This is a genomic window from Pseudoalteromonas piscicida (genome assembly GCF_000238315.3).
Lineage (GTDB): Bacteria > Pseudomonadota > Gammaproteobacteria > Enterobacterales > Alteromonadaceae > Pseudoalteromonas > Pseudoalteromonas piscicida.
On sequence record NZ_CP011924.1, the window covers coordinates 3,581,933 to 3,594,677 of the forward strand.

Annotated in this window: 11 protein-coding genes, 1 pseudogene and 1 riboswitch; of the genes and pseudogenes, 4 read left to right on the plus strand and 8 right to left on the minus strand. The window is 44.0% G+C overall.

Features of this window, described 5'->3' with window-relative positions:
• Nucleotides 1-194: 194 nt before the first annotated feature.
• Both PPIS_RS24930 and dtd read left to right on the plus strand, forming a co-directional pair.
• A pseudogene (locus tag PPIS_RS24930) lies at nucleotides 195-1,022 on the plus strand (alpha/beta fold hydrolase); the annotation flags it as partial.
• 19 nt (nucleotides 1,023-1,041) lie between these two features.
• Nucleotides 1,042-1,482, plus strand: a complete 441-nt coding sequence (gene dtd, locus PPIS_RS16365; RefSeq protein ID WP_010376351.1) for a D-aminoacyl-tRNA deacylase — start codon at nucleotides 1,042-1,044, stop codon at nucleotides 1,480-1,482.
• A 32-nt stretch (nucleotides 1,483-1,514) separates the two neighbouring features.
• Here dtd and PPIS_RS16370 read toward each other — a convergent pair whose 3' ends face one another.
• Nucleotides 1,515-2,204 carry a spermidine synthase gene (locus tag PPIS_RS16370; protein ID WP_010376350.1) on the minus strand — a complete coding sequence of 230 codons (690 nt, stop codon included), beginning with the start codon at nucleotides 2,202-2,204 and terminating at the stop codon, nucleotides 1,515-1,517.
• Between the two features lie 173 nt (nucleotides 2,205-2,377).
• Between PPIS_RS16370 and PPIS_RS16375 the strand changes: the two genes are divergently transcribed.
• Nucleotides 2,378-3,277, plus strand: a complete 900-nt coding sequence (locus tag PPIS_RS16375; RefSeq protein WP_010376349.1) for a bifunctional GNAT family N-acetyltransferase/hotdog fold thioesterase — start codon at nucleotides 2,378-2,380, stop codon at nucleotides 3,275-3,277.
• A 72-nt stretch (nucleotides 3,278-3,349) separates the two neighbouring features.
• Here the strand turns inward: PPIS_RS16375 and PPIS_RS16380 are convergent, their stop codons facing one another.
• The 5 genes from PPIS_RS16380 to dapA form a co-directional block, all read right to left on the minus strand.
• Nucleotides 3,350-4,372, minus strand: a complete 1,023-nt coding sequence (locus PPIS_RS16380; RefSeq protein ID WP_010376348.1) for a phospholipase A — start codon at nucleotides 4,370-4,372, stop codon at nucleotides 3,350-3,352.
• 213 nt (nucleotides 4,373-4,585) lie between these two features.
• Nucleotides 4,586-5,698, minus strand: a complete 1,113-nt coding sequence (locus tag PPIS_RS16385; RefSeq protein ID WP_010376347.1) for a succinylglutamate desuccinylase/aspartoacylase family protein — start codon at nucleotides 5,696-5,698, stop codon at nucleotides 4,586-4,588.
• Nucleotides 5,699-5,700: 2 nt separating this feature from the next.
• Nucleotides 5,701-6,906 (minus strand): PLP-dependent decarboxylase, encoded by a 1,206-nt coding sequence (locus PPIS_RS16390; protein ID WP_010376346.1) that lies wholly within the window; start codon nucleotides 6,904-6,906, stop codon nucleotides 5,701-5,703.
• Nucleotides 6,906-7,646 carry a 2,3,4,5-tetrahydropyridine-2,6-dicarboxylate N-succinyltransferase gene (locus PPIS_RS16395; protein ID WP_010376345.1) on the minus strand — a complete coding sequence of 247 codons (741 nt, stop codon included), beginning with the start codon at nucleotides 7,644-7,646 and terminating at the stop codon, nucleotides 6,906-6,908. Before PPIS_RS16395 ends, PPIS_RS16390 begins: the two co-directional genes overlap by 1 nt.
• 10 nt (nucleotides 7,647-7,656) lie before the next feature.
• Nucleotides 7,657-8,541, minus strand: a complete 885-nt coding sequence (gene dapA / locus PPIS_RS16400; protein WP_010376342.1) for a 4-hydroxy-tetrahydrodipicolinate synthase — start codon at nucleotides 8,539-8,541, stop codon at nucleotides 7,657-7,659.
• A 115-nt stretch (nucleotides 8,542-8,656) separates the two neighbouring features.
• A riboswitch (Lysine riboswitch) is annotated at nucleotides 8,657-8,835 on the minus strand.
• 142 nt (nucleotides 8,836-8,977) lie between these two features.
• Between dapA and PPIS_RS16405 the strand changes: the two genes are divergently transcribed.
• Nucleotides 8,978-10,702 carry a response regulator gene (locus PPIS_RS16405; RefSeq protein WP_010376341.1) on the plus strand — a complete coding sequence of 575 codons (1,725 nt, stop codon included), beginning with the start codon at nucleotides 8,978-8,980 and terminating at the stop codon, nucleotides 10,700-10,702.
• Here the strand turns inward: PPIS_RS16405 and PPIS_RS16410 are convergent.
• On the minus strand, nucleotides 10,688-11,305 hold the full coding sequence (locus PPIS_RS16410) for a DUF4097 family beta strand repeat-containing protein (RefSeq protein WP_010376338.1): 618 nt from the start codon (nucleotides 11,303-11,305) through the stop codon (nucleotides 10,688-10,690). The genes PPIS_RS16405 and PPIS_RS16410 overlap by 15 nt on opposite strands.
• Nucleotides 11,306-11,464: 159 nt before the next feature.
• Nucleotides 11,465-12,340: a TraB/GumN family protein gene (locus tag PPIS_RS16415; RefSeq protein WP_010376336.1), complete on the minus strand. Its 876-nt coding sequence runs from the start codon at nucleotides 12,338-12,340 to the stop codon at nucleotides 11,465-11,467.
• Between the last annotated feature and the right edge of the window lie 405 nt (nucleotides 12,341-12,745).

The following is a 12,745-nucleotide window of genomic DNA, read 5'->3' on the forward strand; positions in this document are numbered from 1 at the left end:
CGGAGTTTGACCCACCAGACGCGCAGGGACTTTGGCTTTTACCGATAGCGGTTAGCTTAAGCCCCCAAGGGGGAATTATGAGCTTATTGTATCAACATGGCGATGCATTGCGTCGCTTTCATCTCGCGGTAGGTGAAGGACATCAATTGGGCATAGAGGAATATGGCTGCAGTGATGGCACACCACTTATCATGCTGCATGGTGGCCCAGGTCAGGGCCATTGTCGTAATGTACTTGGTTATTTCAATCCGCAAAAATACCGCATCATCCTGTTTAGTCAGCGAGGCTGTGGCAACTCAACCCCAACTGACTTTAACAATATAAATACCGCGAATCTGCTGAAAGACATTCACACCATTCGTGCGCATTTAGGACTGCAAAAGGTTGTACTCGCCGGAGAGTCTTTCGGTGCCATGTTGGCACTTCTTTATGCTGAGCAACATCGTGAAGATGTCTTGGGGATAGTGTTGTGGTCGAGTTTTTTGGGTAATGAGGCGGATCTTCATTGGCTTTATGGTAGCCAAGGTGCCCCCGCACAAATTTATCCAGAGCAGTATCTTGCCTTTGCACAGGGAGCGCAAACCATAGAATCCTTGCTAGACCATTATCATTCGGCACTTTTTGGCGAGGATGAGTTACTCAAAAGAAAAGCAGCACAGCGCTGGTGTGAGTGGGATAACCTGATCACAACGGATAGCGATACGCAAGGTATTAGGCTCTGCAAAGCAGACAAACAGCTCAGTAAAGCACAGCATATGGTGCATTTTTTTAGTCACCAATGCTTTATCAAAAAAGAGCAAATTACAGCAGATGCACATCAGCTCAATCACTTACCTGTCTGGTTTATTCACAGTCGGCATGATTTAATGTGTCGATATGCACCGGTTTATCAGTTAGCACAAAGCATTAAGGCGCAGTTGTTGATTTTGAATGGAGTTGGGCATTGTAGTGCTAACCCCGTTTATGCAGAAGCCATAAGGCGAGCGGCTGATCTATTACTGTGCAAAATTCAGCATCATTAGCAGTCACAAGAGGTAGGTAGTGCAGGGACTAATTCAAAGGGTCAGTGAAGCAAAGGTAGAAGTAGAAGGTGAGGTTGTAGGCCAAATCGCTCAGGGGATATTGTTACTATTAGGCGTTGAAAAGCCGGATACGGAGCAAACGGCGGATAAGTTACTGCACAAGGTAAGTAACTACCGTATTTTTACTGACGACAAGGGGAAAATGAATTTAAGTTTAAAAGACATTGAAGGTGAACTATTAGTTGTATCGCAATTCACCTTGGCGGCAGACACCAAAAAAGGCATGAGGCCAAGTTTTTCGAGCGCAGGAACGCCTGAGCAAGCGAATACACTCTACGAATACTTTGTGGCTAGAGCCAAGGCCGCAGGGTTGAAAGTCGCGACAGGGCAATTTGCTGCGGATATGAAGGTGAGTTTACTGAATGACGGCCCAGTGACTTTTAACTTTAATGTTGAATAGTGATTTGACGTAAAAACTAGGGCCAGCCAGTGTTAGCGTTTAACCTCGATAATCATATTGGCGTAGTCCGGCACCTTTTCGATAAAGGGCTTTTTACCAAAGTTGGTAATTAATAAGTGTTGAAGTTGCTTGAGCTGCGACTCATGCTCAGTTAAAAAGTTGATATACAGTCTGCCCCCATCATTAATAGCAGCTCTGAGTAGGCGATAAAACTGGTGTTGAAACAAGAAGATGGGAGGCTCAAGTTCGCTAAATAAATCGAGCACAATCCAATCGTAGCGTTTGCCTTGTTGCAACGCTTTAAATACATCAACACAATTAACATCGCACAAAGGGTCGCCACCAAAGTAGCGTTTGTAACAATGGATCACATCTGGGTTGTTATCTATGGTGGTAATGTGACAATTTGGATAAGTGGCATTGAGGTAATCACGGATGGCACCTGCGCCAAGACCCAGCTCCAGTACGCTAGTTGGCGGGGCGACTTGCTGCCAGCGACTCGCGAATGTTTTTAAATGAGGAAATAACAAGTGCTCCGGGTGGTTTAACTCCACAACGGATTGTAATGTGTTGTTTATCAGAAGCCATCTTAACGATTTCTCTTGGCGCACTTGGATGCTATTTCTGCCTTGTTTATGCCAATATAGCAAGTGTCCTAGCTGGTGGCTCCGGTCCACAAAATCGTTGCTGATAGTGCCTGAATGCGTAATAAATTCTCCCATGATAACATCATCATAGACGAGGATTTTGTGAATGCCAGCTTGTCCACCAGTTTTTACACTAAAGGATAAGTGTTTTGGCGCATTTTATTCCCTACACTGAGCTTATCTTGTAGGGTGTATCCGTACGAGATTCAAAGTCGTTTAACAGGCTAATAACAAAACAGGAGTCAGTGATGTTTGAGGTAACTTCACCACAAAGCAGCGAAGATTGGCAAGCCTATTACCAGTTACGCTGGCAGGTGTTAAGAGCGCCATGGGATCAACCTCGTGGCAGCGAACAGGATGATTTAGAGCAAGAAGCTGAACATCGCTACATTAAAAATAATGATGGTGAAGTGCTAGGCGTAGCTAGGCTCCATTTTAACAATCATAAGCAAGCACAAGTACGCTATATGGCCGTTGCAGAAGGGCATCGAGGTCATCACTTAGGTAGCCGTTTGCTACACGAGCTTGAGGTTATTGCTTGGACGCAAAAAGCAGAAGAGCTGGTTTTGTATGCTCGCGAGCGCGCGTTATCATTTTACGAGCGTCATGGCTACGAAGTGGTTGAAAAGGCACACTTAGCCTATGGCGATGTGCAGCACTGGAAGATGGTAAAACAACGTCCTACGGAGCCGGGCTGGTTCAGGCAGCCAGATTGGACCCATGTATTACAAAATACTTGGCGCGAGTCTATTCCAATCAGTGATGCGATGGGGATTAAAGTCGAAAGCTATACCGACTGGCAGTTTTCCACTAAAGCTGATTTAAAAGCGAACCTCAATTTACACAACTCGATGTTTGCAGGTTCTATATATAGCATGGCGACGCTAACGGGCTGGGGGGCGACTTATTTAGCACTTAAAGAGCTTGGCTTAGAGGGAGATATTGTGTTGGCTGACGCCAATATTAAATACCTAAAACCTTTAACCACGGCACCTGCGGCAACGGTTACCATTGCGGACTGTGAAGGTGAATTAAAAGCGCTAGAGACGGCTGGCAAAGCAAAATATGTGGTGCCAGTGAATGTCTATGATGGCGATATGCTAGTTGCTAAATTTGAGGGACAATTTGTGGTGATTAAACCGCAATAAGCAGAGAATTATTCTCAGCTTTCCAAACGAAAAAGCTCTGAGTGTTCAGAGCTTTTTTGTATTCGAATGTGCTTAAAGAATATCAGTGAGCAATACGCCAATACCAAGCCTTTGGGTATGTGTGTTGTAGTCTATTAAGCTTTCGCCGTAGCCATTAAAGTACTGTGCGTAGCCACGCAACCTTCCCCAAATTGGGAATGACCAGTCTAGCTGAATTGCACCGCGATTATCGCTGTTTAAGTTATTGCGCCACATAAAGCCAAACTCATGCTCTTCGTGGCGATATACCCCACTAAACTCAAAGTGACCTAAGTACTCATCGATATTTGGATTGTCGTCTCCACGCGGATCTAATGCATCGTCCTTATCATTTTCCGGTAAGCGATACCAGGGTTTAAAGCTGAATACAAAGCCTCGGTTTTCCCAAATAAAATTCGCATAGATACGATTCCAAGAGCGGGAGTTTGGTTGACTGCGACCGTTAGATTGATGAGAAATCCCAAGCACAAAGGCCATCTCATCGCCCCACAGCACGTTTTCATCATCTAAAAAGTTAATCCAAAAGATTTCTGGCTCATAGTTGGTTTCACGAAATGGCGAAGACACATCTTTGTTATACAGCTGCCAATATGATTGTAGTGTAAAAGCAAAATAAATTGCCTGATCTTTATCCGAGAAGTTTTTATAAATAGGCGCTTTTAACGAAATTTGGTATTTGGCTTCAAAATTGTCGATTGGCTCGCCATCTTCATCATCAATGGCTTTTAGACCGTCGAATGGTCTGCTGTTGACATTGGTCATATAGGACACAGGCAAAATATAATTGCGCTTATGTGGTGTTAAGACATTACGGTTTTTTTCCGTTACACGTTCACGTGCCATGCGTTTATCTAATTGGCTTAAGGTTTTATCAGCATCAGCCTCGGCACATTCGGTACGGACCTGCTCTATGGTTTTATCTTTTTCTCCAGTTAACACCGCGTTTAGCACGCACTGTTTGACTAAATCGATTTCATCTTCCTGTTGGGCTTCTTGAGCGTAAAGTGGCAAGGTAAGCAAGGCCAAAGCCGGTATTGATAAGTGTGTAAGTTTCATCCTGTGTGCGCCGAGAGTAAGTACAATTGATTACATTATTAACCAATGATAATGAAAGGGAAATGAATCTCGAAGGTCAAAAATGTCAGAAAGAAAAATACGTACGAATAAGAAAAAGGTGGCGGCTATCGCCGCCATACCTTAGTAAGCGTTAAGCTAAACAAGCAGAGCTTATTTGCTTTGACTTACTCTCACGCAATAAAAGTACTCAAGTTAAAGCGTTTCAACTTGAGTAAAAAACTTATAAAGCTCAGTACCTTGATTCACACTAGCAGAGGCAAAGTGCAAAATGGCGATGGCATCTTCATCTAACTTGATCTCATTTAGGGGCGTTTCTGATAAATAGCGCTCCATTCTGAGAATTTTGGCGATGGTTTGACCCGCCTTGATATGCTCACCAAGCTTTGCCGTGTACTCCACCATGCCTCCCATCGGGGCATAAAAGGCACGATAGTTCTCTAGTCGACAGACGTAGCGGGTGATGTCTCGTGGCATAAAGTGCGCGTCTTGAAAGGCCTGTTTATGGTTTAGGTAGCTCAAAATGCTATTAGCGTCATTCAATGCTTCCGCTAAATCAATTTTTTCTTGAGAGCCAAGTTCAACCGTAAACGCTTCAGTTAATACTGGGATCTCTCGGCCTATAGCCTGATAGGCTTGCTGCAAGTTCCACCATGGACAAAAACTTGCTTCATCCATTGCTCCATCAAAGTCACTTGGAATAAGTAACACATGTGGAATATCAAAATATCGAGCGCTGTCTTTTGCATACTCAGGACAATACAGGTGTTTTGCTGAAATTGGTCCCGTATGAAGGTCTAAAACAATGTCAGCTTCATGAGCTAGGCGCTGTAAACTCAAGGCGATGCGCTTACCTGTTGTCAACCTATCTAAGGGCCCATCAAGTAGTGCCTGGGTACGCTCAACTAATCGTTGGCGAAATTGCTGAGCGATTTCTGTTATTGGTAGCGTCGGGTTTTGCTCCACAAACTCGGCAACCAACCCGGAATGGTTGATGTACATTCGATTCCAATTCGTGCCTGTAATTGGATCGAAACGCCCTAAGGTAAACTCACCAGATTTCTGATTACAACCAATCGGGTTTGCGTAAGGCACTAAGGTGATGTCCGCTTTTAATGACAATTGCTTCAACTGTTCTAGTAGCTGATAAATCACTGCATTACCTTGCACTTCGGCGCCATGCATATTCGCTTGAATATACACCTTAGGCCCACTGCCATCGCCTTTAATGCGATAGACCGGAATAGTCAAAGGCAAGCCATTGGCAATTTCACCAACCTGAATATGTTGTTGTGTAATGGTATTCATGTTTACCTCAAATAACTTGAAGCGGGCTCTGCTTCACGGACACAGCTGATTTCTCCACCTGAGATGATGTACTCTGCTGGGAGCTCATGACATAAAAAGAACGGCATACTTTCGGTGTAGCCGTAAGCGCCACACTGACTGAAAACAAGCCAATCGCCATCGGCACTGTCGCTTGGTAAGACTAGGGTGCCTAATTTATCCAATGCAGTGCAAAGTGGGCCATGAATATGAAAGTCTGTGGCCTCAGCTTGAGACTGGCGTAACAATTCAGCGGGGAAAGCTTGTCCGGTAACGGCTGGGCGCAGCAGGTGATTGACACCGCCTGCGACAATCAGTTGTTGTTCTCCGTAGTTTTGCTTTTGTTCCACCACAGGGTTGAGATAAAAACCACATTCGCCAACCGCATAGCGGCCTAACTCCATCCATAATTCTTGCACTTGCGTGGCGGTTTTTATTAATGCGAGCGTGTCTAATAATTTCTGCCAATCGAGAGAAGGGCTTTGCCTATCATAGGGAATGCCAAGGCCGCCACCTAAGTCGAGCACCTTTAGAGTAATCCCTAAATCTGCAGCGAGCTGAACTAAAGGTGCAACCATTGCCTGCCAAAGTTCAGCGAGCGTATCGCTGCAGAGCATATTGCCCCACTGGAAAATATGCAGTCCGACAAAGTCTAGGTAGGTGTAGTCACTTAAAGTTAGGGCTTGCCACTGCTCTGCGCCAAGACCAAAAGGAGTCAGCGTATTGCCACCAAGTGGATTGTGCTCTGCTTTATCAAAGCGTAACTGCACCCGCAGTAAAACTTCAAATTGAAGCTCAAACTCTTCGGCCACTTGATTTAACCAGCGTACTTGATTGTGACTTTCAGCCACGAAAATACGTACGCCTTGTGTGGCAAAATGACGGATCTGCTTTAGCGATTTGGCAGGACCTGTGTTGAGCACGCGTTCAGGTGCGATCCCTTGAGATAACACCTGATCAAGCTCGCCGCTAGATGCCACATCAAAGTTAAACCCTGCGTTATCTAGGGTTTTAATGATATGTGATAACGGATTCGCTTTTACGGCATACCAAAGCTTAACGATTTGCTGATCAACTAAGGGCTTAACATGCGCACTTAGCTTATCTAAATCGTAGCAAAAGAATGGCGTATCTTGTTGCTGGATCAATGCCTCAGCTGCAATTCGCTGTGACGTGCTCAACCAAGTCATTAGCGTAGAACCTCTTCCAGCGCCAGTGATGCATCACTTTGTTCATCACGGTATTTTACGATAAGTGCGCATGACATACTTAGTCCTTGCTCGCGCGCCCACTCACTTGAGGCTGGACGAGAGCCTGGGATCACTATCGCGTTTTCAGGGATGGCTTCACCTTTGTCAAGCAAGCGCTCGTTCACGCAGTCATAGACAGGAATACTTGCTGAAAGGCGCACACCCGGTGCTAATACGGCACCGCGTTTAACAACAACCCCTTCAACCAATACACAGCCTGCACCAATAAAGGCATCGTCTTCAACAACAACAGGACTGGCTCCAACCGGCTCTAATACACCGCCCACTTGTACTGCTGCGCTAAGGTGGACATTTTTACCAATTTGCGCGCAAGAACCAACCAACGCATGACTATCTACCATAGTACCTGAATCAATATAGGCACCAATGTTGACATAAGCCGGTGGCATAATGATTGTGCCCGCTGCGACGTAAGCGCCACGTCTCACACTGCTTCCGCCAGGAACCATACGAACGCCATCCTGGGCAGCAAATCCGCGTGGTGCTAAGTTGTCTTTATCAACAAATCCACCCGGGAATTCCGTATTTACGCCATTTCTAAATGCTTCAAGGATCCCTTGTTTTACTTCTACATTAGCATGCCAATGGCCTTGCTCATCCTGTGTTGCAGCACGTACTGTGCCATTTTCTAAATCGTTTAGTAGGGTTAACCAGCTCATGTTTACTGCCTTAATTCCAAGATAAAATCGTTTCGTTCGCGCGAGTGATCGCATCGGTATGGGTGAGTTCCAAATGTGTCAGTGGCGGGCGCAAGTTTGGACTTGTGAGCTTCCCTTGCAAGTGCATTAACACTTTGACTGGTATGGGATTTGCCACTGCAAATAAGCTATTTGCAGCTTCTGACCAAGTGGTAAATAAATTAGGAGAGGTGCCGCTTAACGAGCGCCTTACAAATTCTGCGGTTTGCTGTGGCCATGCATTTGCCGCAACAGACACTAGCCCCGTTGCACCTGCTTGTGCAAAGTAGGGCATTAAGCCATCGTCGCCGCTATAGATGGCGACATCAGGTGCTGCCTGACGAAATGCTTCAAAGGTGGCAATATCACCACTGGCTTCTTTTAGTGCCCACAGATTAGGGTGGCAAGCTAGTTCGCCGAGTAGGTCAGGGGCGATAGCAACGGCACTGCGACCAGGTACATTGTAGAGCATGCAAGGGTTGTGGCTCTCATCGAGTAGTGTGCTAAACCAATGCGTCAGACCAACTTTGCCGGGCTTTGCGTAGATTGGTGAGCCAAGTAAGAGTGCATCAATGGGCTGCGTATTACAAAAGCGCACCCATTGTGTTTGCTGCTCAAGATTACTGCCGCCAACGGCAACCATGAGTGGTACGCTTGGGGCGAGCTGGCAAACAAACTCAACGATTTGTTGCTGCTCTTGTTGGGTAAGCGCAAGGCCTTCGCCGGTACTGCCTAGTAAAAGAATACCGTTACGAGCTTGCTCTTGATCGCGTACAAGCGTCGTTAATGCGCCAAAATCAACCTGATTTTCAGCATCAAAAGGCGTTACTAAAGCAGTCCACAACGGATAGTCAGATAAATTGAATTGTGATTTCATCTCTACCGAACTTAAATCATGTTCGGAGTTAGGAGGGTGTCCAAACTTCGAACTGTTAAAATTCGAAGAGCAATGGACTTAAAAAGGATAAGGCAGCCAATGGCCTTATTTTTCTAAGACCAGAAGCTCTCCACCAAGTATGTTGGTGACAGTCGCTGGGATTCAGCCCAGTCGCCCGAAATGAGTATTAGCAAACAATAACTCAATTTCTCGGCGTATATTCCCCTCACTAAGCTGTAACGGAGTTTGCTCTCCTTCACTTAGTTACCTGAATAACGCACCTCTTCCAGCCCTCAGTTTGACGCCGTAGCATCAAACTATCTAAATAGGGTGAGCGCGCATTGAAACATTTTGGCCGTCTAGGTGTCAAGCATCAGACTGTAAATATTACGATTGTTAACTACACTTAGCATTGCAGCTGAGACAATGCGATGAGATGAAAAACAAAAAAATGTCGTTAATAAATAAAGTTAAAAATCGTTATATCGGGGCATTACTAGCTATGGCTATATTGCTGTCGATGGCGATGGGGGTTATGCAGTATTTACTGTATCAGCAGAGCCAAGACGCACACGTAATTAATATTGCGGGTATGCAGCGGATGCTGTCCCAACGTATCGCACTTTTCAGTGCACAAGAGGATAAAATAGACAGTGAGGTGCTGCGTCAAACCATTGATAAATTTGAAAGTAATCATGAGTTTTTAACTAAAACAGAGGGAGGAGAGGCTATTTATTTGAATGAGGCGCTTGCAGCGCTTTACTACCAAGAGCCAGTGCAATTGGATTTGCAAAGTAATACTTTTATCACTTTATCAAGGTCTCAGTTACAGCTATCCACTCCTCAACTGGTGGAACAAATCTTTACTGCATCTCAGCATATACTCCCAAAACTGAATGAGGCCGTTTCACTATTCGAGCAGCAAGCGCGAAGTAAGACAGAGATGGTGAGGAAAATTGAATTGTTAATTTGGCTGCTCGGACTGTTGCTGCTGTTTATAGAAGCGAAATTTGTATTTCGTCCAATGGCACAAGAAATTGCTGAGACACTTGATAAATTAGAGGCGGCAAGAAAGCTTGCCGACGATGCACTACACTCAAAATCACGATTTTTAGCACGCGTTAGTCACGAGCTAAGAACGCCATTGCAGGCTATTCATGGGTATTTAGATGAATATCTGAGTAACAAAGAAATCCAACACTTACAGCATGTGAAAAGCGCGGCAAATCAATTGGATGTATTACTTTATTCGGTTCAAGATTTTAATAACCTTTCCGAGCAAGAAGTGGTAATTGAGCGTCATCAAGTCGCGTTGCGAGAAGTAATAAAATCAGCCTGTATTGCCTTTCAACTAACCGCACACAAGAAATCTCTCGCTTTTAATTTGGCATTGAGCAATGAGTTAGATGTGACCTGTTATTGTGATTGTAAGCGTGTTGGTTGGTTGATCAGTGAATTGGTCAATAATGCAATTAAATTTACTGAGCGTGGCAGCATTCAAGTATTTGCGGATCTGGTTGTAGATGAAGATACGCCATATTTAGAGTTTGTTGTTGAAGATACTGGGCCTGGGTTCGACTATCAGCAGCTACGAGAAGCTGTGCATAGCGAACATTTTCAAGGGGCGCAGTTAGGGCTTAAACGTTGCCAATTACTCACCTCAGCGCTTGGGGGACGATTAGATTTTATTGAGAGGGAGCCAACGGGTACAAGAGCAACCTTGAGAGTTCCCATTGAAATTGACAACCAACAGACATTGGCTCGTAAAATGAAGCCGGTGTCAGCTCGCATTTTGCTAGTGGAAGATAACTTACTAAATGCGCGCGTGATTGAAAAAATGCTCCAGCCCGTAGCCAAACAAGTAACGCATGTTGAACATGGTGAAGGTGCCCTTGAAGTATATGAGGTGGGTAAGTTCGATATCGTGCTAATGGATTTAAATATGCCTGTGATGGATGGCTTTGAAGCCACTGAGCGTTTGAGAGTGCTAGATCCGGCCGTGCCTATTTTGGTCGTGACCGCAAATACTAATGCGGAGGATTTGGATAAGGTCTACGCACTTGGTGCAACGGCTCATTTGTATAAGCCGTTGCACCCGGATGTGCTGCATAGCAAAGTGGCGCTATTACTGAATGAGTGTGGAGACTTAGTCTCGTCTTAAACGAATATTTCCAACCCCGACTTCTGCATCGATGGAATACTGGCCTTGACCACGATAGTCTGTTGTTGAGCCAACCATACTCTTTTCAGAAGTTTCTACGTTGCCAAAACCTGACATTGCCGTTTTACCAACACCTGAATCTAAAGACACCTTTTTGAAATCGGTGGTGGTAGTCTCAATTTTAATTTTTCCTACGCCTACCTCTAAATCAGCAGAGTTATTAAGATCTTGAATATCAATTTTGCCAACACCAACCTCAACATCTAAGGCCAAATTAACAGGCACCTTAACTTGCCAAGATAGTTCATAATCATCCGAATTGATTTCAAGTGAAAGCTTATCCCCCGATGTGTTGCTGTTTAGGGTAGCTTCACTTACATCTGGTTTACCAAACCAACTGTCTGACTCTTTCGGTTCAACCAAAATTTCGACCTCTATGGTGTTGCCGTTGTAAGTTTGTAGATCGATTTTACCTACGGCAATATCCACTTCTAACTCGGCTAGGCTATTGCTTGGGAATGATGCTGTAATGGTTTTTGAATCTTTTGCTTGTGCAGTCATTGCCGCTGCACTTAATGCTAAAACTAACGCTAACTTTTTCATTATTTTTTACCTTTAACGAGAGTGTTTGAAAGGTAAGTCGCAAATAAAAATGAAAAGGTTTAAAAAGATTTTTATTTTTTTAGGGCATGTTGATGGAAGTACTTGTTTAACACGCCCACAAAGTAAACTACTTACCTCTTAGCAAGATAACGCTGAGCGTTATAGTCGGGTGACTGAATAGCCGTTATTTTTAAGTTGCTCAACAAGGCCATATTTTTCAACAAGGTGTAATGCACCAACGGCAATAAACGTTGATTCATTAGGGAGTTGCTTTTTAAGCATTTGTACCCAGTTATTATTGCGTTCAATGATCATCAGTTGCTCGGCTAATTTGCCGTATTTGTCATCCGAAAAACTTACCTGGTAGTAATGCGATAACTTCTCCAAATCGCCGCTTCGCCATGCGGAAACTAAATCCAAGAAGTAGGTATTCAAATCAGACATCTGTGCAAATGTTTCCTTGAGCATAGCGTCACTATGAATACTCAGCTGACTGAACATTTCAAGCTGATATTCTAAGGTTTCAAATTCACCAATTGGGATCTTCTTTTCGTTTGCATAGGCTATTACTTGTTTATCGATGCCATTGGTATCGGTAAATCCAAGCTTTTGATATTCCAGTTGTAGCATAGTTACCATCACGGCCCATGGCGCATAGCGTTCAAATAAGGCGATATCTATTTGCTTTTTCGAAAAGTAGTCTTGTAGCTTCTGATAGACTTCTGCGGAGAGTTGGTCTTTTAGAGTTTGGTTGTTTTTTAACAGCATAAATGGCATGGAGCGCTGTTGGATCGCAAATGGAGAGAGCGCCTCTAAGTTCACTTCAACCATGACTCTATCACTGCTCGCAATGGCGCTTTTTACCTTGGCAGGTAAACCATGCATTTGTTCGTCACCGACGTGGACGGTACCAAATAAGTACGACGTTTTGTTGTCCTTTTCTATTTTCCACAGGCCAACTTCTGCGTTGGCGAGATTGCTGAAAAGGCTTAAGCAAAGATAAATAAATAACAATGGTGAAAATACTTTAACCATAGTAATGATCCCTGTTGGTTTTAAAGGGTCAGTCTGCGATATCGAAATGTGAATGTCACTAAAAAATGAAGTGCGCTTAGGCGGTAGAAAAAATTTCATATAGGGAAATCGAGAAAGTAAATTTTTCGTTATATCGAAACTGAACCAATAGAAAATTCGCATTTTAAAATGTGTGGTTGTTTTAATTCTTTAGTTTTTGGTTTTTTGGTTTTTTTATGCGTTAAACTCAAGTTTTTAATTTTAAATAGCATAGTTTTTTGTGTTGACTTCAGTGTGCAAGGCGCGGTATTAATAGAAAAAGAGGCAGCACAGTGCTTACACTGAATGATTGCCAAGTTTAAATTTACGGAATTCAAGCAATGTTACTAACAGCAACTCTACTAGTCGTGATTATCAACGTGGTGA

Coding starts and splice junctions, on each gene's coding strand:
- PPIS_RS16385 (WP_010376347.1), bottom strand. CDS start 5,698: ATGAATACCATTACACAACAACATATTCAGGTTGGTGAAATTGCCAAT.
- PPIS_RS16375 (WP_010376349.1), top strand. CDS start 2,378: ATGTTTGAGGTAACTTCACCACAAAGCAGCGAAGATTGGCAAGCCTAT.
- PPIS_RS16405 (WP_010376341.1), top strand. CDS start 8,978: ATGAAAAACAAAAAAATGTCGTTAATAAATAAAGTTAAAAATCGTTAT.
- PPIS_RS16370 (WP_010376350.1), bottom strand. CDS start 2,204: ATGGGAGAATTTATTACGCATTCAGGCACTATCAGCAACGATTTTGTG.
- PPIS_RS16380 (WP_010376348.1), bottom strand. CDS start 4,372: ATGAAACTTACACACTTATCAATACCGGCTTTGGCCTTGCTTACCTTG.
- PPIS_RS16395 (WP_010376345.1), bottom strand. CDS start 7,646: ATGAGCTGGTTAACCCTACTAAACGATTTAGAAAATGGCACAGTACGT.
- PPIS_RS16415 (WP_010376336.1), bottom strand. CDS start 12,340: ATGGTTAAAGTATTTTCACCATTGTTATTTATTTATCTTTGCTTAAGC.
- PPIS_RS16390 (WP_010376346.1), bottom strand. CDS start 6,906: ATGACTTGGTTGAGCACGTCACAGCGAATTGCAGCTGAGGCATTGATC.
- PPIS_RS16410 (WP_010376338.1), bottom strand. CDS start 11,305: ATGAAAAAGTTAGCGTTAGTTTTAGCATTAAGTGCAGCGGCAATGACT.
- dapA (WP_010376342.1), bottom strand. CDS start 8,541: ATGAAATCACAATTCAATTTATCTGACTATCCGTTGTGGACTGCTTTA.